This is a genomic window from Sorangium sp. So ce119 (assembly GCF_051524405.1).
GTDB lineage: Bacteria > Myxococcota_A > Polyangia > Polyangiales > Polyangiaceae > Sorangium > Sorangium cellulosum_G.
On the sequence record NZ_CP150310.1, the window covers coordinates 7473541 to 7497732 of the forward strand.

The 24192-nt window shown below is 73.0% G+C and carries 17 protein-coding genes and 1 other RNA gene; 7 read left to right on the forward strand and 11 right to left on the reverse strand.

The genetic code is table 11. The annotated features are described in order from the left end of the window. The first annotated feature begins 207 nt into the window (after window positions 1-207). Window positions 208-672: RNase P RNA component class A (rnpB, locus tag WME76_RS28130), an RNA gene on the forward strand. 66 nt (window positions 673-738) lie between these two features. On the opposite strand, the gene WME76_RS28135 is transcribed toward rnpB, so the two are convergent. Both WME76_RS28135 and erpA read right to left on the reverse strand, forming a co-directional pair. Then, a complete protein-coding gene (locus WME76_RS28135; protein WP_061609350.1) occupies window positions 739-1590 on the reverse strand; it encodes a sigma-70 family RNA polymerase sigma factor in 852 nt (283 codons plus the stop codon). A 426-nt stretch (window positions 1591-2016) separates the two neighbouring features. Continuing rightward, window positions 2017-2340, reverse strand: coding sequence for an iron-sulfur cluster insertion protein ErpA (erpA, locus tag WME76_RS28140; RefSeq protein WP_061620261.1), 324 nt, complete (start codon window positions 2338-2340; stop codon window positions 2017-2019). 606 nt (window positions 2341-2946) lie between these two features. Between erpA and metH the strand changes: the two genes are divergently transcribed. Both metH and WME76_RS28150 read left to right on the forward strand, forming a co-directional pair. Next, window positions 2947-6687 (forward strand): methionine synthase, encoded by a 3741-nt coding sequence (gene metH, locus WME76_RS28145; RefSeq protein WP_437962164.1) that lies wholly within the window; start codon window positions 2947-2949, stop codon window positions 6685-6687. Window positions 6688-6813: 126 nt separating this feature from the next. Further along, window positions 6814-7620 (forward strand): class I SAM-dependent methyltransferase, encoded by an 807-nt coding sequence (locus WME76_RS28150; RefSeq protein WP_437955356.1) that lies wholly within the window; start codon window positions 6814-6816, stop codon window positions 7618-7620. 16 nt (window positions 7621-7636) lie between these two features. On the opposite strand, the gene WME76_RS28155 is transcribed toward WME76_RS28150, so the two are convergent. From WME76_RS28155 to WME76_RS28165, 3 genes are all read right to left on the reverse strand, one after another. Beyond that, complete coding sequence (locus tag WME76_RS28155) at window positions 7637-8356, reverse strand: glutathione S-transferase family protein (protein ID WP_437955357.1); 720 nt, start codon at window positions 8354-8356, stop codon at window positions 7637-7639. Next, window positions 8353-9330 (reverse strand): LysR family transcriptional regulator, encoded by a 978-nt coding sequence (locus WME76_RS28160; RefSeq protein ID WP_437955358.1) that lies wholly within the window; start codon window positions 9328-9330, stop codon window positions 8353-8355. The genes WME76_RS28155 and WME76_RS28160 overlap by 4 nt, the downstream gene beginning before the upstream one ends. A 152-nt stretch (window positions 9331-9482) precedes the next feature. Beyond that, a complete protein-coding gene (locus WME76_RS28165) occupies window positions 9483-10307 on the reverse strand; it encodes a DUF3025 domain-containing protein (RefSeq protein ID WP_437955359.1) in 825 nt (274 codons plus the stop codon). A 192-nt stretch (window positions 10308-10499) separates the two neighbouring features. Here WME76_RS28165 and allB point away from each other — a divergent pair, with 192 nt between their 5' ends. Further along, window positions 10500-11858: an allantoinase AllB gene (gene allB, locus WME76_RS28170; RefSeq protein ID WP_437955360.1), complete on the forward strand. Its 1359-nt coding sequence runs from the start codon at window positions 10500-10502 to the stop codon at window positions 11856-11858. After that, window positions 11837-13390, forward strand: coding sequence for an allantoicase (locus WME76_RS28175; RefSeq protein WP_437955361.1), 1554 nt, complete (start codon window positions 11837-11839; stop codon window positions 13388-13390). Before allB ends, WME76_RS28175 begins: the two co-directional genes overlap by 22 nt. Window positions 13391-13426: 36 nt before the next feature. On the opposite strand, the gene WME76_RS28180 is transcribed toward WME76_RS28175, so the two are convergent. Then, on the reverse strand, window positions 13427-13864 hold the full coding sequence (locus tag WME76_RS28180) for a CHRD domain-containing protein (RefSeq protein ID WP_437955362.1): 438 nt from the start codon (window positions 13862-13864) through the stop codon (window positions 13427-13429). Between the two features lie 240 nt (window positions 13865-14104). Here WME76_RS28180 and WME76_RS28185 point away from each other — a divergent pair, with 240 nt between their 5' ends. Beyond that, on the forward strand, window positions 14105-14791 hold the full coding sequence (locus tag WME76_RS28185; protein ID WP_437955363.1) for a TetR/AcrR family transcriptional regulator: 687 nt from the start codon (window positions 14105-14107) through the stop codon (window positions 14789-14791). A gap of 259 nt (window positions 14792-15050) precedes the next feature. Here the strand turns inward: WME76_RS28185 and WME76_RS28190 are convergent, their stop codons facing one another. From WME76_RS28190 to WME76_RS28200, 3 genes are all read right to left on the reverse strand, one after another. Further along, entirely contained in the window at window positions 15051-16262 is a 1212-nt protein-coding gene (locus WME76_RS28190) for a formylglycine-generating enzyme family protein (protein WP_437955364.1), read from the reverse strand. 228 nt (window positions 16263-16490) lie between these two features. Beyond that, entirely contained in the window at window positions 16491-16832 is a 342-nt protein-coding gene (gene uraH, locus WME76_RS28195) for a hydroxyisourate hydrolase (protein WP_437955365.1), read from the reverse strand. 56 nt (window positions 16833-16888) lie between these two features. Beyond that, window positions 16889-18340: a DUF6986 family protein gene (locus WME76_RS28200; protein WP_437955366.1), complete on the reverse strand. Its 1452-nt coding sequence runs from the start codon at window positions 18338-18340 to the stop codon at window positions 16889-16891. A gap of 213 nt (window positions 18341-18553) precedes the next feature. On the opposite strand from WME76_RS28200, the gene WME76_RS28205 reads away from it, so the two are divergent. After that, on the forward strand, window positions 18554-20791 hold the full coding sequence (locus WME76_RS28205) for an alkaline phosphatase D family protein (protein WP_437955367.1): 2238 nt from the start codon (window positions 18554-18556) through the stop codon (window positions 20789-20791). 100 nt (window positions 20792-20891) lie between these two features. On the opposite strand, the gene WME76_RS28210 is transcribed toward WME76_RS28205, so the two are convergent. Beyond that, window positions 20892-22157 (reverse strand): hypothetical protein, encoded by a 1266-nt coding sequence (locus tag WME76_RS28210; protein WP_437955368.1) that lies wholly within the window; start codon window positions 22155-22157, stop codon window positions 20892-20894. Then, window positions 22154-24133 carry a zinc-ribbon domain-containing protein gene (locus tag WME76_RS28215; RefSeq protein ID WP_437955369.1) on the reverse strand — a complete coding sequence of 660 codons (1980 nt, stop codon included), beginning with the start codon at window positions 24131-24133 and terminating at the stop codon, window positions 22154-22156. Before WME76_RS28215 ends, WME76_RS28210 begins: the two co-directional genes overlap by 4 nt. Window positions 24134-24192: the final 59 nt, after the last annotated feature.

Here is a 24192-nt window from a genome sequence, read left to right on the forward strand (position 1 = left end):
CACAGAACGCCACGAGAGAGGGCGACCCATCCAGCGTAATGAAGCCGGCGCGACCCGCGAGATGGCTCCACCCGGCCGCCGTCTCCGCGGGCCCGGCGTCGCGCCCCCTGGCGCCGCTCGCCGCCAGGCCCCCCAGCGGCGCGAGCAGCGCCAGCGCCGCGCGGAGGTGTTGGCGATCGGCCGGCGCTTCGCTATGTTCGCCGCGTCGCAGCGGGACAGGCGATCGCCGGCGGCCGGGGAAACCCGGGCGCGGGAGGAAAGTCCGAGCTCCGCAGGGCAGGGTGCCGGGTAACGCCCGGTGAGAGCGATCTCGAGGAAAGTGCCACAGAGAACAGACCGCCGCGCCGCGCGCCTCGCGAGGGCGAGGAGCCCCCTGCCCGCAAGGGCAGCGCTCCGAGCCGCCGCCGGCTCGCCGCGCGGCAAGGGTGAAACGGCGGGGTAAGAGCCCACCGCGCCCTTGGCAACAAGGGCGGCACGGCAAACCCCACCTGGAGCAAGGCCGCGTAGGGAGGCGTCCACGACGGCGACAGCCGTCGCGGCGAGGGCTGCCCGCCCCAGGCCTCCGGGTTGGCTGCTTGAGGCGCGCGGCGACGCGCGTCCTAGAGGAATGATCGCCAGCGCGAGGGGGGCGACCCCCCGCGCAACAGAACTCGGCTTACGTCCCCTGCGACCACGGAGCCCCGCCCCGGCGGGGCTCCGTGCTTTTGTGCTCGACCGGCGCTCACGTGTGGCAAGGCGCTACGCCGCCAGCGGCTGGAGCCGATCGCGCAGCTTCTTCTTGGCGCGCGCCTCGAGCTGCCGAGCCCGCTCGCGCGATACGCCCAGGCGACGCCCGATCTCGGCGAGCGAGAGCTCTTCCTCCGGGTCCGCCATCATCCGGGTCTCGACGATGTACCGCTCGCGCGGGTCGAGGTTCTCCACCGCCTGCGTGAGCCGCTCGCGGAGCAGCGCCCCCTCCTCCGCGCGGGAGAAGCGCTCCTCCTGGTCCTGGTCGTCCGCCGGCAGGGTGTCGACCAGCGACCGGGCGCCGTCCTCGAACACCTTGGTGTCGAGCGAGACGTCCCGGGCTTCCAGCCGGTGGGCCATCTCCAGCACCTTCTCCGCGGGCGCGCCGAACTTCTCGGCCAGGAGACGATCGCCCTCCTCCCCCTCGCCGACGAGGCCGGCGATGCGCGCCCGCTCCCGGCGCAGCCGGAAGAACATCTTCGAGCGGAGCGGGCCCGAGCCCACGCCCACCAGGCTCCAGGAGTGGATGACGTGGTTCAGGATGTACGCCCGGATCCAGTAGGCCGCGTAGGTCACGAAGCGATTTCCGCGATCCGGGTCGTACTTGCGGATCGCGTGGACGATCCCGAAGTTCCCCTCGGCGATGAGGTCGGAGAGCGGAATTCCGTAACGCCGGTAGCTGATCGCGATCGAGACAACATGCCTCAGGTTCGCGAGCGCGAGCGCGGCCGCGGCCTGCTCGTCGCCGTGGTCCCGCCACCGTCGAGCGAGCTCGACCTCTTCCTCGCGCGACAGCTCCGGGATCTGCCGAACATGCGTGATGTAGCGCGATACAGCGCTGGCCTGATCTCGGGACGTTTGCACAGGGTTTCCTTCGAGGTCCGACGACCCCGGTTCGATTGATGAGGCCGGCCTGCGCCGGACCTCGACTCCTGCTCTCGAGGCCGGCTTGCGACGGACCTCGATCGCGTTGATCGTTCCGCCGGCACTTGCCGACGGCGCGGTTGGTTCGAGATTCAGAAGGGAGCAGCCCACCAAGGCTGCGATGCAGTTGGCATGCCGCCCCGGGCGGGCAGCTTGTACACCGTGGCTGGGAACCCTTGGCGCACGGCGGCTCCGGCTCGCCCGCGCGAGCACGGAGGGAAAGAGGATGCGCTAGAGAGCCGGGAAGGTCGGGATGCTCCGGGCGGAAGCGCTCAGGCTGCCCGTGTGCATCTCACGTCGCCCGCTCCGGGGAGGTCCGGAGCAAGCCAGGACGGAAGCGAGGTTCCGGGGGAGGAGCGAGCCGGATCAGACGGAGAACGACGAGCCGCAACCGCAGGTGCTCTTCACCGACGGGTTGCTGAACTTGAAGCCCGAGCCGTGGAGGCCTTCCACGTAGTCGATCTCGGTGCCGTCGAGGTACTGGAAGCTCAACGGGTCGATGTAGAGCTTGATTCCACGGTCCTCGAACTCCTCATCGAACTCGGTGGGCTTGTCCTCGAAGTAGAGGTCGTACGAGAAGCCCGCGCATCCGCCGCCCACGACGCGCAAGCGCAACCCCTGCCCCAGCAGCTCCTCCGCGGTCGCGATCTCCATCACCTTCTCGGCTGCCTTCTCTGTGATCGTGATCATCCTGAATCTCCTCTGCGTGCTGTGTCCGGCGGGGGACGGCGGGTTCTTTCCCGAAGGGCGCTCGCCCCGCGGGTCGAAGGTCGACCCTGCGTGAGCCCGGCCGGCCGTGCCCTGGGGTGGGGTGCTCAGGGCTAGCCAAAGATACGCACCTCCAGCGATATCCGCCAGTGCCTCAGCCGCAGCGGCGTACGGCAAGGCCCGGATCGGTCGTCCGGCTCGGCGGGGGCCGGGGTCGGGCGCGGCCAGGCCGCCGGTCCGGCGCGACGACGCCGCGCGATCCGCTCCCCCCTCTCAGGAGCAGCCGCCCTCGCCCGCCCGCAGCCGGCGCTTGACGCCCGGGAGCAGGACCGCCAGCATCCCATCCTGTCATCCGGATTGGAAGATACTTATTGCCCCGATCTCAGCACCACGGCCGAGCTCCTCCGACTGCTGGGCGACCCGACCCGCGCCCGCCTGCTGGCGCTGCTCGGCCGCGAGGAGCTGACCGTCGCGGAGATCGCCGACGTCACGCAGCTCGCGCAGTCGGATTGCGCAGCCCGCCCCGCAGGACGGCTGCCCCGCGGCCGGAGCCCCCACGGCGAAGAAGCCCAGGAGAAGAGCAGAGCCATGAACGGAAGCGAACGCCCCGCGCGCCTCGAAGAGATCCTCGACACCCGGATCCTGTGCCTCGACGGGGCGATGGGCACGATGATCCAGCGCTACCGCCTGGGCGAGGCCGACTACCGCGGCGACCGCTTCCGCGACCACGCGATCGACCTCAAGGGCAACAGCGATCTGCTCGTGCTGACGAGGCCGGACGTCATCGCGAAGATCCACGGCGCGTACCTCGAGGCGGGCGCCGACATCATCGAGACGAACACCTTCACCGGCACCTCGATCGCCCAGGCCGACTACCGCCTGGAGTCGCTCGCCTACGAGATCAACCTGACCGCGGCGCAGATCGCGCGGAAGGCGGCCGACGCGTGGACGGCGCGCACGCCGGACAAGCCGCGCTTCGTGGCGGGGTCGATCGGGCCAACGCCGAAGACGCTGTCGATCTCGCCGAGCGTGAACGATCCGTCATTCCGCGCGGTCACGTTCGACGAGCTGGAGCGGGCATTCGCCGAGCAGGTGCGCGGGCTCGTCGACGGGGGGGCCGACGTGCTCCTCGCGGAGACGTTCCTCGACACGCTCAACATGAAGGCGTGCCTCGTCGCGATGGAGGAGGTCTTCGCGGAGAAGGGGCGGCGCCTGCCGATCATGCTCAGCGTGACGATCACCGACCGGAGCGGCAGGACGCTCGCAGGCCAGACGATCGACGCGTTCTGGACGAGCGTGGAGCACGCGAGGCCGCTCAGCGTGGGCCTCAACTGCGCCCTCGGCGCGAGCGACATGCGACCCTACCTCGTGGACCTCGCGAAGCTCGCGCGGGCGCGGGTGAGCTGCTACCCGAACGCGGGCCTGCCCAACGCGTTCGGCGAGTACGACGAGCTCCCGGAGACCACGTCGCGGCTGCTCGCGGAGTTCGCCGAGGGCGGGCTCGTGAACATCGTCGGCGGCTGCTGCGGGACGACGCCGGACCACATCCGCGCGATCGCCCGGGCGACGGCGAGGCTCAGGCCGCGGCAGGTGCCCGCGGAGCGCGACGGCTTCGGGCGCTTCAGCGGCCTGGAGACGCTCGTCATCCGGCCCGACACGAACTTCCTGATGATCGGCGAGCGGACGAACGTGACGGGCTCGGCCCGGTTCATGGAGCTCATCAAGAAGGGCGACTTCACGACCGCGCTGGAGGTGGCGCTGGATCAGGTGCGCGGCGGGGCGAACATCCTCGACGTCAACATGGACGAGGGCATGCTCGACTCCGAGCAGGCGATGACGACGTTCCTGAACCTCATCGCCACCGAGCCCGAGATCGCCCGCATCCCGATCATGGTCGACAGCTCGAAGTGGTCGGTCATCGAGGCGGGGCTCAAGTGCATCCAGGGCAAGGGGATCGTCAACTCGATCAGCCTCAAGGAGGGGCCGGAGGACTTCCTCAAGAAGGTGCGCACCGTCCGGCGCTACGGGGCGGGCGTCGTGGTGATGGCGTTCGACGAGGTCGGCCAGGCCGAGACGGTGGAGCGGAAGGTCTCGATCTGCCAGCGCGCCTACAAGCTCCTCACCGAGGAGGTCGGCTTCGATCCGCAGGACATCGTCTTCGACCCGAACATCCTCGCGATCGCGACCGGCATCGAGGAGCACAACGACTTCGCCAGGAACTTCATCGAGGCGACGCGGATCATCAAGGCGACCTGCCCGGGGGCGCGCGTGAGCGGCGGCGTGTCGAACCTGTCGTTCTCGTTCCGCGGGAACAACGTGGTCCGCGAGGCGATGCACTCGGCCTTCCTCTACCACGCGATCCGCGCCGGCATGGACATGGGCATCGTGAACGCGGGGCAGCTCGCGGTGTACGAGGACATCCCGAAGGACCTGCTCGAGCGGGTCGAGGACGTCATCTTCAACCGGCGCCAGGACGCGACCGAGCGGCTCGTCGAGTTCGCCGAACAGGTGAAGGGCAAGGGGAAGAAGAAGGAGCTCGACCTCGCCTGGCGCGAGGGCCCGGTCGAGGGGCGGCTGTCGCACGCGCTCGTGAAGGGGCTCGTCGATTTCATCGAGGCGGACGTGGAGGAGGCGCGGAAGAAGTACGACAAGCCGCTCTCGATCATCGAGGGGCCGCTGATGGACGGGATGAAGATCGTCGGCGAGCTGTTCGGCGCCGGGAAGATGTTCCTCCCGCAGGTGGTGAAGAGCGCCCGGGTGATGAAGCGCGCGGTCGCGTACCTCATGCCGTTCATGGAGGCCGAGCGGGCCGCGGGCGCCTCGTCGTCGCACGGGAAGGTCGTGATGGCGACCGTGAAGGGCGACGTCCACGACATCGGCAAGAACATCGTGGGCGTGGTGCTCGGGTGCAACAACTACGAGGTGATCGACCTCGGCGTGATGGTGCCCCAGGACAGGATCCTGGAGGCGGCGCTGAACGAGAAGGCCGACATGATCGGGCTGAGCGGCCTCATCACGCCGTCGCTCGACGAGATGGTCAGCGTGGCGCGCGAGATGGAGCGGCGGGGCATCCGGCTGCCGCTGCTCATCGGCGGGGCGACGACGAGCCGGCAGCACACGGCCGTGAAGATCGCGCCGGAGTTCAGCGGCACGGTGGTGCACGTGCTCGACGCGTCGCGGGCCGTGGGCGTGGTGTCGAGCCTGCTCGACAAGGCGAACCGGGAGACCTTCGACGCGCAGAACCGGGCGGAGCAGGCCAAGCTGCGCGAGCTGTTCGCGAGGAAGCGGGCGAAGCCGCTGGTGACGCTCGCCGCGGCGGACGAGGGGCGGCTCAAGGTCGCGTGGCGGCCCGAGGACATCGCGACGCCGTCGTTCACGGGGCGGCGCGTGGTGGACGACGTCCCGCTGTCGGAGATCGCGAAGTACATCGACTGGACGTTCTTCTTCACCGCCTGGGAGCTCCGGGGGCCGTTCCCGCAGATCCTGGAGCACCCGCAGTACGGCGAGGCGGCGCGCGAGCTGTTCGACCACGCGCAGAAGGTGCTGCAGCGGATCATCGATGGCGCGTTGATCCAAGCGCGGGGCGTGTACGGCTTCTGGCCGGCGAGCGGGGAGCAGCGGGACATCGTGCTCTACGAGGACGAGGCGCGCGCGCGCGAGCTCGTCCGGTTCAACATGCTGCGCCAGCAGCAGGTGAAGGCCGCGGGCGCCGCCGAGGAGGACGGCGAGAAGGCCGTGGGCGGCGAGCGGCCGTACCTGTCGCTCGCCGACTTCGTGGCGCCGCGGGAGAGCGGGCTCGCCGATCACGTCGGGGCGTTCGCGGTGACGGCCGGGCTCGGGCTCGATGAGGTGGTGCGCGCGTACGAGAAGGACAAGGACGACTACAGCGCGATCATCGCCAAGGCGCTCGCGGACCGGCTCGCGGAGGCGTTCGCGGAGCTGCTCCACGCGCGGGCGCGCAAGGACTGGGGGTACGGCGCGGGAGAGGCGCTGACCAACGAGGAGCTCATCGGGGAGAAGTACCGCGGGATCCGGCCGGCGTTCGGGTATCCGGCGTGCCCGGATCACACCGAGAAGCGCAAGCTGTTCTCGCTGCTCGACGCGCCCTCGGTCGGCATCGAGCTGACCGAGACCTACGCGATGATGCCGGCGGCGAGCGTCAGCGGCATCTACCTGGCGCACCCGCAGGCGCGGTATTTCATGGTGGGGCGCATCGGCAGGGATCAGGTCGCGGAGTACGCGAAGCGCAAGGGGATGGCGGTCGAGGAGGTGGAACGGTGGCTGTCGCCGAGCCTGGGATACGACCCCAAGGCGGCTGCCCCGGAGTGAGCGCTGCCGTGCTGAGGCGGCGATCAGGCGAATGAGGTGATGAGCCCCGGGGGCGCGCTGTCTGCGCCCGCGCGGTCGACCGCGCGGGCGCAGACAGCGCGGCGGACGCCGTGATAAGGTCGCGGCATGGCCGAAGCCGACTGGTTCGCGCTGAACCGCGCCGCGTGGAACGAGCGCACCCGGGTCCATCTGGCCTCGAAGTTCTACGATCTGGCCTCGTTCCGGGCCGGCGCGAGCTCGCTCAAGCCCATCGAGCTCGAGCAGGTCGGCGACGTGCGCGGCAAGACGCTTTTGCACCTGCAATGCCATTTCGGTCAGGACACGCTCTCCTGGGCGCGGCTCGGCGCGCGCGTCACCGGGCTGGACCTCTCCGACGAGGCCGTCAAGGCCGCGCGCGCGCTCGCCGAGGAGCTCTCGCTCGACGCGCGCTTCGTCGAGGCGAATACCTACGACGCCCCCGCGGCGCTCGGCGGGGAGACGTTCGATATCGTCTTCACCTCGTATGGAGTCCTCGGGTGGCTCCCGGACATGGCGCGCTGGGCGCGCGCGGCCGCCGCGTGCCTGAAGCCGGGGGGCGTCCTGCACCTCATCGAGTTCCACCCCGTCGTGTGGATCTTCGACGACGCGTTCGAGCGCGTCGCCTATGCGTACGACGGGCTCGGCGAGCCGATCCACACCGAGCAGACGGGCACGTACGCCGACCGCGACGCGCCCGTGACGCTGCAGGAGGTCGGCTTCAACCACGGGATCGGCACGGTGGTGACAGCGCTGCTCGACGCGGGCCTCACGCTGGAGCGGCTCCGCGAGCTCGACTGGTCGCCTTACGACATCTTCCCGGACATGGAGGAAGGCCCGCCGGGGCAGTTCCGCATGAAGAGGTTCGGGCGCCGCCTGCCGCTCGTCTACGCGCTCTCGGCGCGGCGGCCGCCCTGAGAGGAGCGCCGCTCGCTCAGGGCGCCGCGGCGCTCCCCGCCGCCCCGCCGCCCGCCTTCGTGTACGAGCTGCCGGCCGGCGCGGTGATGTGCGGATTCCTGGCGACCTCCTCCGCGGCCGCCGCGGACCAGCGCGCCATCGCGGGGAGCGACGTGACGGTGGCCGCATACGCCCGCGCGGCCTCGTCGATCTCGACGTCGTACGAGAGCAGGCGCGTCACCACGGGCGCGAACATCGCATCCGCGATCGAGAAGGCGCCGAACAGGAACGGCCCGCCCTGGCCGAACCGGGCGCGGCAGTCGCCGAAGATCCCGAGGACGCGGGCGATGTCGCGGGCAGCGCCCTCCGAGACGTGGCGCCGCGGGTGCCGCCGCGCGATGTCCATCGGCAGCTCGCGGCGCAGGTCGGAGAAGCCCGAGTGCATCTCGCTGCTGACCGCGCGCGCCACGGCGCGGGCCTCCCGCCCTTCGGGCCACAGCCGCGCTGCGGGGAAGGCCTCCGCCACGTACTCGCAGATGGCGAGCGACTCCCACACGACGAGATCGCCGTGGCGCAGGACAGGCACCTTGCGCGTCGGCGAGTGCTGGGCCACCCGGTCGACCCAGTCGGGGAGCTCGTACGGGATCACGTGCTCCTCGAACGGGACGCCCGCGTGGGACATCGCGAGCCACGGCCGGAGCGACCAGGACGAGAGGTTCTTGCTGCCGATATACAGGTGAAGCGGGGCGGTGGTCATCGTTTGGTCTCCTTGGTTCGTCGGGGCTTGCGGGGCGCGGCCCGGGCGATCCCGTCCTCGGTCGGGCCGCTCGGAGGCCGCGGAGGGCGGGCGTCGCCGCCGAGGAGGGCGCGCTCCTCGGCCAGCACGCGCGCGATCGCGTCCAGCACCGCGCGCACGCGGGGGGTGTGCTGGAGGTCGCGGTGCACGGTCAGCCAGATGGCGCGGCGGGGCTCGTCCGGCAGGGCGATGCGCGCGAGGTCCGGCTCGAGATCGCCGATGAAGCACGGCAGCAGCGCGACGCCGAGCCCGGCGCGCGCGGCGCCGAGCATGCACGCGGTGCTGTTGCTGCGGAAGACGCAGGGGCCGCCGGCGGCCATGCGCTCGAACCAGACGTGCTCCGGCGGCATGGCGCCGGGCGCCTCGATGCCGATGCGCGCGTGCGCCGGGAGATCGGCCGCGGTGGGCGCGCCGCGCCGCTCGACGTACGCGCGCGCGGCGTAGACAGCCCAGCCGACCACGCCCGCCTTGCGGACCACGAGGCCGCCCTCGGCCGAGCGGAAGAAACGGACCGCGATGTCCGCTTCCCGCCGGGAGAGATCGAGCGCGCGGATCGCCGTCACGAGCTCGACCGAGATCCCCGGGTGCGCCGCGTGGAGCGCGCCCAGCCGGGGCGCGAGGAAGCGGCTGCCGAACGCCTCGGCGACCGTGACGCGCACGGCGCCGGTGAGGCGCTGATCGCGCCCGAGGCTGCCGCGCTCGATGGCGAGGATCGCCTCCTCGACCCGCGCGACGTCGGGGATCAGGGTCAGGCCCTCGCTGGTGAGCGCGTAGCCCGAGGGCGACCGCACGAACAGGCGGACGCCGAGCGACGCCTCGAGCGCCTCGACCCGGCGGCCCACCGTGGTGTGATCGACGCCGAGCGCGCGGCCAGCGCCGGCGAGGGAGCCCGCCCGGGAGAGGGCGAGGAGATACCGCAGGTCGTCCCAGCTCATCACGATGCGAATCTCCCGGCCACGCCGCGCGAGCATGCGCCGCCCGCAGCGTACCGGGGAGGCGGCAAATGCGCGCGCCGGCTGTGCGAAAATGCACAGCACCGCTGCGCACCGGCGCGCTGGGCGCCTCCCCTACCCCGCCGCGGCGGCGCTCACCTGCACAGGATGCGCTCGTCGAGCGGCAGACGCGCGCTGCGCTCGGGGTGCGCGAAGGTGTCCGGCGACCGCAGCGCCTCGCAGAGGCGCGCGTCGGCCAGCGCGACGAGCGCGTCGGGCGCCGCGGGCAGCGGGGCGTCGCACGGGATCGGCTGCGCCATCGCGTGGACCGGCGGGCCGCGCTGGAGGAGGCTCTCGTAGAGCGCGTGGCCGAAGACGAGCGCCGCGGCCTCGCCGCGCTGCACGGCGTCCCGCGCCTCGTCGGCGCAGCGGCGCAGGTCGGAGGCGTCGGCGAGCGGCGCGCGGCGCGCGTGCGCGTCGTAAAGCAGCAGGAGCCCGCCCTCGTCGAGCAGCGCGAGCCCGTCCAGCTCGCGCGTGCGCGCGGGAGGGAGCGCGTCCGCGCCGGGCTCGAGGCGCGCGGCGATCGCCCGGTGCTGGCGGGCGTGGAGCTCCGCCTTGGCGCGCGGGAACGCGGCCCACACGAGCATGTTGAGGAAGTCGTGCCAGTTATTCGGCCGCGTGGGCACGCACCCCTCGACGTGGATGCGCGCGTCGTAGAGCGCCGCAGGGTCCACGGGCGCGCGCCGCCGGCGCCGCCGCGGCCGCGGCGCCTGCTCGGCGAAGCGCACGGGGAAGCCGTCGCCGAGCGCCCGGTTGTAGTCCTCGACGGGCGGCCAGCCGGCGCACCCCGCGAACGCCTCGGCCCGGGGACGGATGGGCCAGTAGAGCCGGCTCTTCTCGTGGAAGAGCGGGTCCCAGGGAACGGGGCTGCTCCCCGGTGCGCCGCCCTGGCGCGGCGCAGCTCGGCCAGCGGCGCTCACGCGGGCACCGTAGGAGCTGGGCGGCGGGAGCTCAAGCAGCGCGCGACGCGGCGCCCGGACGCCCGGGTCAAAGGCAGCGAGCGCGGCGTGGATCCGGCCTGGATCCAGCGCGCCGGGCGCCGGCGGGCGGCGGCGACGGGACGGCCCGCCGCCCGCCTGTCATCCCGGCGCCGTGGTACCCTCGAGTCCCTGATGACGCCGGACCTCATCGTTCGCGGGTTGCGGGTGGTCACCGGGGGCGCCGTGCGGCCGGCCTCGGTGCACATCCAGGGCGGCACGATCGTCGACGTCGCGGGCCATGACGAGGTGCCGGAGGGCTGCCCTGTCGTGGACGCGCCGCCGGGCGCGGTGGTGATGCCCGGGCTCGTCGATGCGCACGTGCACATCAACGAGCCTGGGCGGACCGAGTGGGAGGGGTTCGAGACGGCGACGCGCGCCGCGGCCGCGGGCGGCGTCACGTCGCTCGTCGACATGCCGCTCAACAGCATCCCGCCGACGACGACCGTCGCGCACCTCGAGGAGAAGGCGCGGGCCGCGGAGGGCCGGTGCCTCGTCGACGTGGGCTTCTGGGGCGGCGCCGTCCCGGGCAACGCGGGGGAGCTCTTGCCGCTGCTCGAGGCCGGGGCGCTCGGGTTCAAGTGCTTCATGGTCGACTCGGGCGTGGCGGAGTTCGGCCACGTCGCCGAGGCCGACCTGCGGGCGGCGCTCGAGGTGCTCGCGGGCACGGGGGCGCCGCTGCTCGTCCACGCCGAGCTCCCCGGCCCGATCGACGCGGCGCGCGCGGCGATCGCCGGCCTCGATCCGCGGACGTACGCCGCCTACCTGCGCTCGCGGCCGCGCGAGGCGGAGGACGAGGCGATCGCCCTGCTCGCGTCGCTCTGCCAGGCGACGGGCGCGGCGGCGCACGTGGTCCACCTCTCGTCGGCGACGGCGCTCGGCATCCTGAGGCAGGCGCGCGACGGCGGCGCCGCGCTGTCCGCCGAGACGACGCCGCACTACCTGCACTTCGCGGCGGAGGAGATCCCGGACGGCGCGACGCCGTTCAAGTGCGCCCCGCCGATCCGGGAGCGCCAGAACCGCGAGGAGCTCTGGGCCGCGCTGCAGGGCGGGCTCATCGATCTCGTGGTCTCCGATCACTCCCCGTGCACCCCCGAGCTCAAGCGGCTCGAGGCCGGCGACTTCGACGCGGCCTGGGGCGGGATCTCGAGCCTGCAGCTCGGCCTGTCGATCGTGTGGACCGACGCCCGGCGCCGGGGCATCCCGCTCGAGCGGCTCGCGACGTGGCTGTGCCGGGGGCCGGCGCGGCTCGCCGGGCTGCGCCGCAAGGGGGAGATCGAGAGGGGGTTCGACGCGGATCTCGTGATCTGGGATCCCGAGGCGACCTTCCGGGTGGAGCCGCCGCTCATCCAGCACCGGCACAAGGTGACGCCGTATGCCGGCGAGGAGCTCCACGGCGTCGTTCAGGCCACGTACCTCCGCGGCGAGAAGGTCCATGAGCGCGGGGGCTTCGCCAGGGAGGCGAGAGGGCGATGGTTGAAGCGAGAGGGGTGACGGGGCCCGCGTTCGCGGAGGCGCTCGACCTGGCCTCGGAGCGCCTTGGCGGCGCGGTGCTCGCGGCCAACGACGAGTTCTTCGCGCCGAAGGAGAACCTGCTCAGGGCGTCGAAGCCGGTGTTCCTCGAGCACGAGTACACCGATCGCGGCAAATGGATGGATGGCTGGGAGACGCGCAGGCGACGGACTCCCGGGTTCGACTGGTGCCTCGTCCGGCTGGGTCTCCCCGGGATCCTCCGCGGGGTCATCGTCGACACGGCGTTCTTCCGGGGCAATTACCCGGAGCACTGCTCGATCGAGGCGTGCGCGGCGCGGCCCGACGCGCGGGTCGACGAGCTGCTCGATCCGCGGACGCACTGGGTCGAGGTCCTGCCGCGCTCGCCGCTCGCGGGCGACGCGCAGAACGCGTTCGCGGTGAGCTGCTCGTCGCGGTTCACGCACCTTCGCCTGAACATCTATCCGGACGGCGGGGTAGCGCGGCTCCGCGTGTACGGCGACGCCGTCCCCGACTGGCGGCGGCTCGATCGTCCGGGCGCGGAGATCGACCTCGCGGCCGCGGAGAACGGGGCGAGCGTGCTGTCGTGCAGCGACATGTTCTTCGGGGTTCGCCACAACCTGATCATGCCCGGTCGGGCGGCGAACATGGGAGAAGGCTGGGAGACGCGCCGCCGGCGCGGGCCCGGGTACGACTGGGCGCTCGTGGCGCTCGCGGCGCAGGGGGAGATCGGCCGGATCGAGGTCGACACGAACCATTTCAAGGGCAATTACCCCGACAGCTGCATGATCGAGGGGATCGACGCGGCGGGGCGCGCGGCGGAGGAGCTCGGCGGAGCGAACGAGTGGCGGGAGATGGTGCCGCGGACGAAGCTCCAGGCGCACACGCGTCACCTCTTCGAGGAAGAGCTCCGCGCGACGGGGCCGTTCACGCACGTCCGCCTGAACATCTATCCGGACGGCGGCGTGAGCCGGCTCCGCATCCTCGGGAGGGCGACCCGGAGCGGGGCGGCGGCGCAGCGGCTCCGCTGGCTCAACGCGCTCACGGAGCTGGAGGCGGCGGCGGAGCTCCGCGCGGCGTGCGGGTCGTCCGCGTGGTCGTCGCAGATGGCGGCGGCGCGGCCGTTCCGCGACGAGGAGCACCTCCTGGCGGCGGCGGCGCAGGGGTTCGCGCGGCTCGGAGCGGAGGACTGGCTGGAGGCGTTCCGCGCGCACCCGCGCATCGGGGAGACCAGAGCGCAGGCGGAGGCGGCGGAGACGAGCGCGACGGCGAGGCGCTTCTCGAGCCAGGAGCAGGCGGGGATGAGCGCGGCGGCGCACGAGACGCGGGAGGAGATGGCGCGGTACAACCGCCTTTACGACGAGAAGTTCGGGTTCATCTACATCGTGTGCGCCACGGGCAAGAGCGCGGACGAGATGCTCACGATGCTGCGGGAGCGGATCGAGCACACGCCGGAGGAGGAGCTGGGCATCGCCGCGGAGGAGCAGCGGAAGATCACGGAGATCCGGCTGAAGAAGCTCCTCTGGGGGGGCTAGCGGGCCGAAGGAAGGGTGCCTATCGCCTTCAATCGATCACCGGGAGAGCTGGCCTCGCAAGGCGCCTTCGGGGAAATCCGCGGTGCGGACGGCGACATAATACCTCGCGGGATCGGCGAGCAACGCCCCGAGGTCGTCGCGAGGCGCGGGCACACAGCCGCTGGAGCTGCCGCCCGTCGGGGGCATCAGCGTGATGACGCCCCGGCCCGCGCGGCCGACAGGGCCCTCGTGAACGCGCGCCGCGATCGCGGGGGAGATGCCGGCCACCGCCAGGTCGAAGCAGACCTCGCCGCGGGCGAGATCGAGGGTGAGGCGGGCCGTCCCGCTCCCGTCCAGATCGCCGGGACCGGGCACTTCGTCACGCCCGCTCAGCGCCGCCGTGATCGGGCGGACCGGGCGCTCGGGCAACGCCGCGACGGCAAACGTCGTCGCGAGGAGGACGGCGCCCAGAGCGGACATCGTGAGATGCTGCATGTCTCCCTCCTGCACATCCCGGGGATGCACAACGCGAGAGCGCCACAGGAGCAAAGACGACGCCGACCACCGCGCCGCAAGGAACACCCCGCGCGACAGCCGATGACGCGCGGCGGCGCACCGACGACACGCACCGGATGAAGGCGCCAAGAACGCCGCCCGCGCGACGTATGGAGCAGAGTCGCCGCTCCTGCCGCGATTGAACCCGGATCAGCAGGAGCGTAAAGTAGCCCCCCGCTCATGATCTCGACACGAAAGCCGTCCCGCGCCGCGACGTCCCGGCGCGTCGAGGGCAAGCCGCCGCGGCAGCGGCTCGACCTCGACGCGCGCCGCGCGCAGCTGCTCGCGCTGGGGCTCGAGCTCTTCAGCCAGCGAGCCTACGACGAAGTCGCCATCGACGAGGTGGCGCAGGCGGCGGGGATCTCGAAAGGGCTTCTCTACCATTATTTTCCGACCAAGCGCGAGTTCTACATCGCCGTCCTGCGCGAAGCGGCGCGCGAGCTCGTCGAGCGGTCGCTGGACGTCGACGATGTGCCGGTGCCCGAGCGCCTGCGCACCGGGCTGGACGCCTACCTGGCCTATGTCGAGCGACAGGGGATCTCCTATGCGGCCGTCTTCCGGGGCGGCATCGGCTCGGACGCCGAGGTGCTGGCGATCATCGAGGAGACGCGCAGCCGCTTCCTCGACAAGCTGCTCGCCGAGGTGCCGGTGGCCGGGCGGCCTCCGGCGCTCAAGGTGGCCCTGCGCGGGTGGATCGGGTTCGTGGAGGCGACCAGCCTCGACTGGGTCGAACGTCACGAGCTCGACCGGACGTCGCTGCGCGATCTGCTCGCCGATCTGCTGCCGGAGGTGGTGAGGCTCGCCATGATGCACGCGGGCGGACAGGGCGCCGCCGCGGCCGGCGCCGCGGCAGAGACACCGGCGTGAGCGCGCTCGGTCCGCCGCGGCCGGCCCAGGGTTGACGACGAGTCCGCCTTCTGCCACGAGACGGGCGCGCGCGAGGCGCGCAGAGAGCACCGCGGAGGCACCCGATGAGCACAGACAACCCGAGGACCGAAGACAACTTGACCGTACCCAAGCTCATCGCGCTTGCAGCCACGACGCTCGTCGTGGCCTTCTCGGTCATCTACCTCATCTCCCCCTGAACGACGCCCCACGGCGCCGGCCGCAGCAAGCGCGGCCGGCGCTACAGCGGCCTTGCGCACCGGACGCCGAGCGCGTCGGTGACATCGGTCGGATCCCACGCGTCCCGGAAGACCGTGGAGATCTCCTCCTCGTCGGGCTGCCACCAGCTACCGCCGCGGATCACCCGCGCCGAGCCCCCCTCGACGTTCGCACAATCGACGCAGGGGTCGAGGTATGGCCCCTCGAAATCCAGGGTCCACTCCCACAGGTTTCCCGCGAGATCGGCTTGCCCCCACACGCCATCACCTCGCGGCGATCTCGATCCGACAACCGCGCTGCCCGCGGCGTCGTACACGGCATACGTCGAGTTCGGAAACGCGTTGCCCCAGGGGAACCTCCGCTGCTCGCCCCCTCCGGCCGACGCGTGGTTCCACTCCGCCTCTGTCGGGAGCCGCCCGCCGTCCCAGGCGCAGAAGGCGAACGCGACGAACCAGCTCACGCAGCTGATCGGCCTGGCCTCGTTCTCACCCACGTCGTCGGTCCACGAGTGCAATCCCGGATTGCACTTCAAGCCCTCCCTCAGCTCGGCCTGGCCCTCCGGCAACCGCGAGTCCCACGCGCCGTCCCAGCCGCTTCGCGGGATCCGCGGGTGAGCTCCCGCGCCGGCGCCAGGCCGGCTCCCGGGGTACGCCTCGACGAAGCTGCGGAACCGTCCGACCGTGACCTCGTATCGATCCAGGCGAAGATCGCTCACCTCCGCGGGGTGCGCGGGTTGGTTGCTCCGGTTGTACCTGCCGCCCGGAACGCGCGGGCTCGCGCAGCAGGGCTGGTCCCGCTCCGGACCGCAGGCCTCGCCTGCTCCAGGCCCGCCCGCGCGGCAGCTCGGCGGCACGACGCACGAGCCCGCGGCGCCCGCGCCGCACCACCCGGCGCAGCCGACGTGCCCCCAGCGCCCGTCGCTGCCGCACACCTCCACGAGCTCGCCGGCGCACCGCGTCTCCTCGGGAGAACACGCGACGGAGCTCCCTCCGCCACCGCCGATCCCGTCACCACCAGCCTCGCCGCCGCCGCCTGCCTCGCCGCCGCCGCCTGCCTCGCCACCGCCGATCCCGTCACCACCAGCCTCGCCGCCGCCTGCGTCACCGCCGCCGCCTCCCGCGGCCGCCGGCCCACCTGCTGCGCCGCCAGCCGCCGCAGCACCGCCCTGGTCGACGAAGTCCCGCACCGTCGTCGAGCACCCCGACCAGAGCGCGGCCGTCGCGACCGCCAGCAAGCCAGCAGCGCGCCAGTAACCCCGAGCTTCACCCGACGGACTTCGTAGAGCGCTCACCATTCCCCCTCTCGATCGCCCGGCACCGGGCACTGGCACATCGTACCATGTGCCCATCCCCCTGCGTCTCGCCCGGGCCGTCGCCGCGGCGAACCCATCGCGCGAGCCCGCCAGGGACGAGCGGGTCACGCGCCCGAGCGCGCAGCGGGGTGCGCGCGCGCTGCCGCGCGCTCAGCTGCCCCGGTACGTGGTGTAGCCGTGAGGGCTGAGCAGCAGCGGGACATGGTGGTGCTGCGCCGGGTCCCGGATCTCGAAGAGGATCGAGACGGTGGGGTAGAAGCTCTCGGAGCCGAGCGCCGCGAAGTAGGCGCCGGTGTGGAAGGTGAGCCGGTACGTGCCCTGGATCGGCCGCTCGCCCTGCGGGAGCAAGCCTCTCTGCCGGCCGTCGTCGTCGGTCGTGCCCCGGCCGATCTCCCGGTAATCGCCGCCGTCGCCGACCTCCAGCACCACCAGCACGCCGCTCGCCGGGCGGCCCCGCGACGTGTCCAGCACGTGCGTCGTGATCGCGCTCATCGGTCCTCCCCGCGGCTCAGGCGTCCCCGCGACGCCGTCCTCGCCGGTCGCTCATATCACGCGCTCCGGCGCGCCACGATGGCCTGGAAGGAGCGGTCCCTGAGCTCGTCCGGCGCGAGGCCGGTCCGCTCCGCCGCCTCGGCCTCCGTCATCCCGCCCGCGCTGACCGCGCGCAGAAAGAAGTTCAGGAGCCCCTGCCCCGTCGCTGCGTCGTCGAACACCGTCCCGGCGACGGTCGCCCGGGCGGCCCGCTCGATGAAGCTCCGCAGCCGCTCGGCGGTCGCGTCGACGCCCTCCAGGAAGAAGGCATAGACCGCGGCGTAGCGCGCCGGGAGCTCCGCGGGGTGGAGGTCCCATCCCTGGTAGTAGCCGCCCTCGAGCGCGCGCCGGACATGCCCGTACTTGAGCCGCCACGCGCCCACCACCGCGCGACGGTTGTCATCCACCTGCTGCGGTGTGAGCGGCGTCCCGCCGGGCCGCGCGCGGTGCGGGGCGACGGGCAGGATGTTGCTCGCGCCGTCGGAAAGCCAGAGCCCCGAGCCGGCCAGCGCGACCTGCATCACGTGTCGCGCGAAGTCGCACGCCGGATGGGCGAGGTGCTGGTGAGCCGCCGTGATGTCGCAGCTCGCCGTGTAATCGTAAGCACCGAAGTGCGCCGCGACGCACCGGCCGCGGGCCGCCTCGACCAGGCCGGGCAAGGCGATCTCGCCGCGGGGGCCGAAGAGCGAGGCGGGGGTCTCGACCATCAGCTCGATCCGGATCGCGCCGCCGGGCAGGCCGAGGGCGCGCTCGAGCGCGTCGAGGGCGTCGGCCAGCGCGGAGACCTGCTCGGGCGCGACGACCTTCGGCAGCGTCACGGCGAAGGCGGGCGGGAACGCGCCGCCCGACGCGGCGACCAGCGTGGTGAGGAAGATGTCGAGCGTGCGGAGGCTCCGCTCGGCGCACGCCTCGCCCAGCGCCTTGACCCGGATCCCCAGGAACGGAGGCAGGCCGCCCGCAGCCATGCCGAGCGCGACCTCGCGCGCCGCCGCCGCGGCATGCGCGTCCTCCTCGTGGCCGGGGCGCACGCCGTATCCATCCTCGAAATCGATGCGCAGGTCCTCCACGGGCTCGCGGCCGAGCTTGTCGAGCACGCGCGCGTGCACCGCATGCGCGAACCGCGCCGGCGCGGAGGCGCGGCCCGCGGGGGCCTCGCCGGCGTCGAGCGCGGCGGCGAGGGCGGCGGCCTCGGCGCGCCCCTCGGGGAGCTCGTCCGCCCCCGGCAGGCCGAGCGCGCGCGCGAAGGCGGCGAAGTCGGGCGCGTGCTCCGCGAGGGCGGCGAGCGCCACCGCCCCGAGCTTCCGGGCCGTGTCGGCCTTGAACAGGTGGGCGCCGCCGTAGACGGTGTGGACCGGCTGGCGCGCGGCCGCCGCGCCGCGCGCGCCGGCGCGGTCGAACGCAGGATGCCCGCTGCGGGGGCGCGATAGCGCGCCGCGCAGCGCTTCAGGGGAGAGGCTTGTCCGGAACATGGTGTGCCTTCGGCAGGTCGGGCGACCACGAGATGCCGCCTGACTCGGCACGTCAAGTAGCGCTCGCGCTGCCCGCGAGGCGGCGGCATGCTGCGACCCGCGCCACCCGAGCGAGCGCGACGAGCGCCCGGGCGGCGGCGCGGCAGGCGGCCCCGGCGCCGCCGTTGCGTGCGCAGCGCCCGGGGTGTATCCGTCATTGGAGGACTTCAATCGATGATGAGACGCCGAGACTTTCTTCGCGCCACCCTGGTGACCGCTGGCTCGGTGGTCGTGCCGACTGCCTGCTCCGAGGAAGACGGGTTGCCCGGCGCCTGCGACGTGAACGAGGACGACTCGTTCTTCCCCCAGTCGGTGGCCTCCGGAGACCCGAGGCCCGACAGCGTGGTGCTGTGGACCCGGGTCCTCGACGGCGGCCACAAGACGGATCTCGCCGTGGCGCTCGTCGTCGCGCTCGACGAGGCGTTCACCCAGCTCGTCGAGCTCAAGCCGGGCTCCAGCAACGTGGCCGTCGCCGGGTCGGGCAGCACGCGGGCCCCCGTGACGGCCCGGGCGGAGTTCGATTACTGCGTCAAGGTCAAGGTGAGCGGCCTGAGCCCCGGGACCACCTATTACTACCGGTTCTACTACACGACGGGAGAGGGCTGCTTCAGCTCGCGGATCGGGCGGACGCGGACGGCGCCGGCGCCCGACGCGGACGTGCCGGTGCGCTTCGCCTTCGTGTCGTGTCAGGACTACGTCGGTCGCTACTACAACGCCTATGCAGCCCTCGCGAATCAGCAGATCGATTTCGTCGTCCACCTCGGGGGCTACGTCTACGAGACGACCGGCGACCCGAGCTTCCAGACGCCCTCCGAGCAGCGCAAGATCGCCCTCTCCGACGTGAACGGCGCCATCGCCCTGACGCCGGCGGAGGGCGTCGAGTACCACGCCGCCAGATCGCTGAACAACTACCGGGAGCTCTACAAGACGTACCGGAGCGACCGGGCGCTGCAGCGCTTGCACGAGCGCTTCCCCATGATCGCCGTCTGGGACGATCACGAGTTCTCCGACGACTGTCACGGCGCGACTGCCACCTATTTCAACGGCCGAGAGCCGGAGACCGACGAGGACCGGCGCAAGGCGGCGAATCAGGCCTGGTTCGAGTACATGCCGGTCGATTATCCGGCGGGCGACGACTTCCGCTACAGCAAGGCGGCCAAGTACCCGGATGACATCACCATTTACCGGGACTTCACCTTCGGGAAGCACGTCCACCTCGTGATGACGGATCTCCGCTCTTACCGGGCGGATCACCTGATCCCGGAGGACGCCTTCCCGGGGAAGGTCGTCGTGAACCAGGCGTGGCTCGTGGAGCAGTTCGGGACCCCTCCCCCGTACGCGAAACCCTACGACGACATCGACACCCTGGCGGAAGGCCGCTACAGGGATCTGCTCGTGGAGATCGCGCCCACGTTCGGCTTCGATCCGAGCTTCGGATACGCGCAGAACGAGCGGCCCCGCCTCATCAGCGCCACCTTCATCAACGCGGTCGTGGCGAAGCTGAACGAGCAGCGGGAAGAGCCGTTGGATCCCGTCGATGAGCGGCTGCTCCCCTACATGGATCGCGGCATCTCCTACGCCGACATCGGGAAGACCGACTATTACAGCGCCTTCGGGTCGCGTTACCTCGTGGTCAAGGACGCCTTCGACGCGGCGTCGCTGTTCACCGGGGACACCCCCGTCATGGGCGAAGCGCAGAAGGCGTGGTTCATGAAATCAGTCAAGGAGTCGAAGAGCACATGGACCGTGTGGGGGAACGAGCACTGCCTCTCCCAGCTCGCCATCGACCTCACGATGTCCGCCACGGAGCCGCTCAATCGGCGCTTTTACCTGAGCTGCGACGGCTGGGACGGCTTTCGCGCCGAGCGGAACGAGCTCATCGCGGCGCTCGCCGAGCGCGGCAACGCGGTGGCGATCACGGGCGATCTCCGCGCCTTCCTCGCGGGGACGCCGGCCGTGGACACCGCCCCCACGACGAAGATCGTGGAGTTCGTCGGCGCCGCGGTCTCGGCGTCCACGCTCCGCTCGACGCTGCAGAAGCAGGTGGCGAGCCACCCGCTGCTGAAGGATGTCCCGAGCGCGGAGAACATCGCCAGCAACATCGAGAAGCTCCTCGTCGACAGCGAGACGAAGATCAACCCGCACCTCGCCTTCTGCAAGGCCGACAGCAACGGGTTCTGCATCGCCGAGGCGAACGCCGACGAGTTCGTGGTGACCATGTACCTGCTCCCCGAGAGCGCGCTCGCGGCGCCCCTGTACGAGGAGGCGGACACGGGCGCGCTCGAAGAGCAGATCACGTCCGCGCGGTTCAAGACGATCAAGACGGCCGCGGGGGAGCCGTCGGAGCTGTACTGGGAGAACGAGGGCACCTGGAGGAAGTGGAACCCGGACGCGGTGGGCTGGGACGAGTAGCCCGGCCCCGCGCCGGCCGGGCCCGCCCCTCGTCGGGAGGGAGCCTTGTCTCGGGCTGGACACAGCTGCCTGACACCGGGCAGCCATGCCCAGGTCGAGACTAGCGGGCCAGCATCACCACGGTGCCGTCGCGGCAGGCGATCGCCATGCGCTCCTCGCCGGCCGGGACGACGGCGACGGGCGTCGAGCAGAGGCGCTCGGCGGCGATCGAGACGTTGCCGTCCGCCTCGACGACGCCGGCGCGGCCGCCCGCCCGCGCGAAGCCGACGCGGCCGGCGCGATCGATCACGACCGGCGGGCTCGGCTTCGCGTCCAGCGGGCCGAGGAGGCCGGAGAGGCCGGCGTCGGCGGGCGAGGCGGCCGGCGCTCGATCGAGGGCGACGCGGAGCGCCTCGTCGCCGGCGGCGTTGACGCCGAGGAGCAGGCCGCCGGCCGAGAGGACCACGGCGACGCCCCCGGCGCCGATCGCGGGCGGCCCGTCGAGCGCGCCGAGGGCGCTGCCGGCGCGGACCCCGGTGGTCCCGGTGGGCAGATCCAGGGCGACAAGACGGCGGCCGTCGACGACCGCGAGCAGCGTGCGGGCGTCGGCCAGCGCGGCGCCGCGGCGAGGCAGGCCCCCGAAGGAGCCGAGCCGGCGCGGCGCGCTGGGAGGACGCCAGGTCAGCACCGCGCCCGACTCGGTGGTCACGAGCGTGCCGTCCGGCCCCGCGAGCAAAGCGCCGGTCGCGCGATCGGGGAGCTCGGCGCGGGCGCGCACGCTGCCGTCCGCGGTGAGCTCGACGAGGGAGCGCCCCGCGGCCACCACGAGCCCGCCGTCGTCGAGCGCGAGCGGCGTCACGTCGGCGTCGCGCCCGCGGAGGCCGAGGGGGACCGCGAAGCGCACGCCGCCCGCGGGCGTGAGCCCGACGGCGAGGCCGGACGAGGTGATCAGCGCGAGGGTGCCGTCGCTCGTGAGCACGGCGGGCGCGAGCGGCGCGCTGTCGCCGATGCGCACGCGCCAGCGCTCCCGGCCGTCCGCGCCCAGCTTGACGACCTCGGGGACCGTCAGCGTGAGGAGGAGATCGCCGTCAGCGTCCGCGAGCGGCGCCGCGTCGATGCCGCCGCGGAGCTGCCTTCGCCAGGCCTCCCGCGCGGGGAAGGGCAGCCTCGCCGCGGAGCGGCCGGTGCGGCGCGCGTCCAGCCGCTCGCTGGGGGCGAAGCCGCGGGGCGCGCCGACCACGATGGTGTGCGGCCGGCTCGTGTCCACCGCGTCGGCGAAGGCGAGCGGCGCCGCGGCGGGGAGCAGCGCCGCCGCCGCGGCGAGGCCCGCCCGCCACAGGCGACGCGGCCGGCGCGCGCTGCGATCGTTCGCGCGGACGGCGCTCACCGGGCGCCCTTCTGGGTGAACTCGACCCACACCTCGGGGATCGCGACGCCGTCCGGCGCCGTGAAGGGGGGCGCGACGGTGCCGTAGGCGGTGAGGACGTCCCCGCGCTGGGCGGGGTTCTCGGCGCCGTGGACGAGCCGGACCTTGCACCCCCCCGGGGCGCGCTGCCCGGCGCCCGCGCTCGCGGCGGTCGCGCCGCCCTCCTTGCAGCCGGACGCGGGCGACACCGAGAGCAGGAGCAGCGTCGAGTACCCCTGCCGGCGCGTCTCGAGGACCTCGCCGCTCAGCGCGATCGGCTTGCCGATGAGGTCCGCGCCGCCCGCGGCGAGCGCGGCGTACCCGAGGGGGCTCCTGGCGGCGAACTCCTTCGCGGCCGTGTCGATCCGGTCGACGCGGCGGACCGCGATCTTGGCGATGCGCGGGGCCATGCCCTGCATCTTCGCGCGGACCTCGAACTGGGTCGCGCCCACGGACGAGACGTTCATCACGTGGGCGAAGGTGCCGTCGGGGCGAACCGCGATCGGGTGCGCGCCGGCGAAGAGCTGCGCCCCGCGCGCCGTGCGCCCGGCCAGCACGAAGCTCTCCTTGTCGATGACAACGCTCGGGCCGGGCGCCTCGATGACGAGCGGGGCGATGCCGACCGCCACGCTCACCATGCCCTGCTCGCGCGGGCCGTCGGGCGGCGTGACGGTATACGGCACCTGCCGGCTCAGCGTCTTCGTCTCGTCCGAGGGCCCCGTGACCGCCTCGGTGACGTCGATCGCCACGATCGCCCGGCCGCTCGTGAGCGCGACCTCCTTGCCGTCGAGGACCACCTGCGTGCCCTTGCTCGCCTCGACCACGACCTGGATCGAGGGGCGCTCCCCTTGCAACGTGCCGAGGTCGGGGCGGATGCGGTAGGCGACGTGGATCGAGACGCCGACCGTCTCGTCGCGCCCGCTGCCGGGGCGGTCGATGGCGACCTTCATCCGGTTTTCGCCCACGGAGAGCGGGCTCGCGAGCGGGATGTGCGCGACGCGGCCGGCGATGGTCGCGCGGCCCTCGCCGATGGAGACCGCGGTGCCGTCGGGGCAGGTCTCGCAGCGGAGCTCGATGACCTCGCGGCCGCCGGCGTCGGCGCGGGCGCGCGCGGTCACCGGGGGCGCGCTCGGCCAGAGCAGCGCGAAGAGCACCGCGCCGAGCGCGAGCACGCCGCCCGCGGCGACGACGGCGACGGCCCGGCGCGAGGTGCGCGCGCGCTTCCTCGGCGGCGGGAGCGGCCCGAGCCGGTGCTTCAGGTTCAGGCGCTGCGGGTGCATGAGCGCCGGGTTCCGCAGCGCCGGGGCGCGGCCGCGGATCGGCGCGATCGTGGCGCCGAGCTCGGCGGCCGGCTGGTAGCGCGACTCGAGGTCGGGATCGGGGGCGGGGTCGAACGCGGCCGGCGCGCCGGGCGCGAGCGGGGCGATGCCGGGCCGGGCGACGCCCACCAGGGTGCGGGAGGCGGCCGGCGGCGGCGCCGGGGCGCGCGCCGCGGCGATGCTCGGCGCGAGCGGCACGGTGTGGTCGAGGGGCGGCGCGCCCTGCGTCGCGGCGGCGTCGAAGCGCGCGCCCTGCGTCGCGGCCGCGTCGAGGCGCGCTCCCGGGCCGGCCATGGGCGGGGTCCCGACGACGAGCGTGCCCCCGGCGAGGCGCGGGTCCGGCGGCGCGGGCGCCGGACCGAAGACCGCGGCGGGCATGCCGACGATGGTGCGCGAGGCGGCGCCCGGCGCGCCGGCCATGGGCGGCAGCGCGGCCCCGCCGTGGACCGCGCCGCGCGGGTCGGCCGGGACGGGCGTCGATTGCCGGAGCAGATCGGGGAGCGCGACGCCGACCATGGTGCGGGCCGCGGGCCTCGGGCCATGGGGGCCCGATCCGGCCGGCGGCGCGAGCGCGGCGCCGCAGTGGGGGCACGCGACCGAGCCCTCGTGGATGGGTTTCCCGCAGTGCGGGCAGTGCATGGGCGCCATCGTAGCGAGGAACCGCGGCGCGGTCAGGCTCCGGGCGCTGCGTTCCGCGC

Excerpts from the sequence above, each read along its gene's own strand:
- WME76_RS28150 (WP_437955356.1), top strand. The coding sequence starts at position 6,814 with ATGGCCGAAGCCGACTGGTTCGCGCTGAACCGCGCCGCGTGGAACGAG.
- erpA (WP_061620261.1), bottom strand. The coding sequence starts at position 2,340 with ATGATCACGATCACAGAGAAGGCAGCCGAGAAGGTGATGGAGATCGCG.
- WME76_RS28180 (WP_437955362.1), bottom strand. The coding sequence starts at position 13,864 with ATGCAGCATCTCACGATGTCCGCTCTGGGCGCCGTCCTCCTCGCGACG.
- WME76_RS28185 (WP_437955363.1), top strand. The coding sequence starts at position 14,105 with ATGATCTCGACACGAAAGCCGTCCCGCGCCGCGACGTCCCGGCGCGTC.
- WME76_RS28155 (WP_437955357.1), bottom strand. The coding sequence starts at position 8,356 with ATGACCACCGCCCCGCTTCACCTGTATATCGGCAGCAAGAACCTCTCG.
- WME76_RS28200 (WP_437955366.1), bottom strand. The coding sequence starts at position 18,340 with ATGTTCCGGACAAGCCTCTCCCCTGAAGCGCTGCGCGGCGCGCTATCG.
- uraH (WP_437955365.1), bottom strand. The coding sequence starts at position 16,832 with ATGAGCGCGATCACGACGCACGTGCTGGACACGTCGCGGGGCCGCCCG.
- WME76_RS28175 (WP_437955361.1), top strand. The coding sequence starts at position 11,837 with ATGGTTGAAGCGAGAGGGGTGACGGGGCCCGCGTTCGCGGAGGCGCTC.
- metH (WP_437962164.1), top strand. The coding sequence starts at position 2,947 with ATGAACGGAAGCGAACGCCCCGCGCGCCTCGAAGAGATCCTCGACACC.
- WME76_RS28205 (WP_437955367.1), top strand. The coding sequence starts at position 18,554 with ATGATGAGACGCCGAGACTTTCTTCGCGCCACCCTGGTGACCGCTGGC.
- WME76_RS28160 (WP_437955358.1), bottom strand. The coding sequence starts at position 9,330 with ATGAGCTGGGACGACCTGCGGTATCTCCTCGCCCTCTCCCGGGCGGGC.
- WME76_RS28215 (WP_437955369.1), bottom strand. The coding sequence starts at position 24,133 with ATGCACTGCCCGCACTGCGGGAAACCCATCCACGAGGGCTCGGTCGCG.
- allB (WP_437955360.1), top strand. The coding sequence starts at position 10,500 with ATGACGCCGGACCTCATCGTTCGCGGGTTGCGGGTGGTCACCGGGGGC.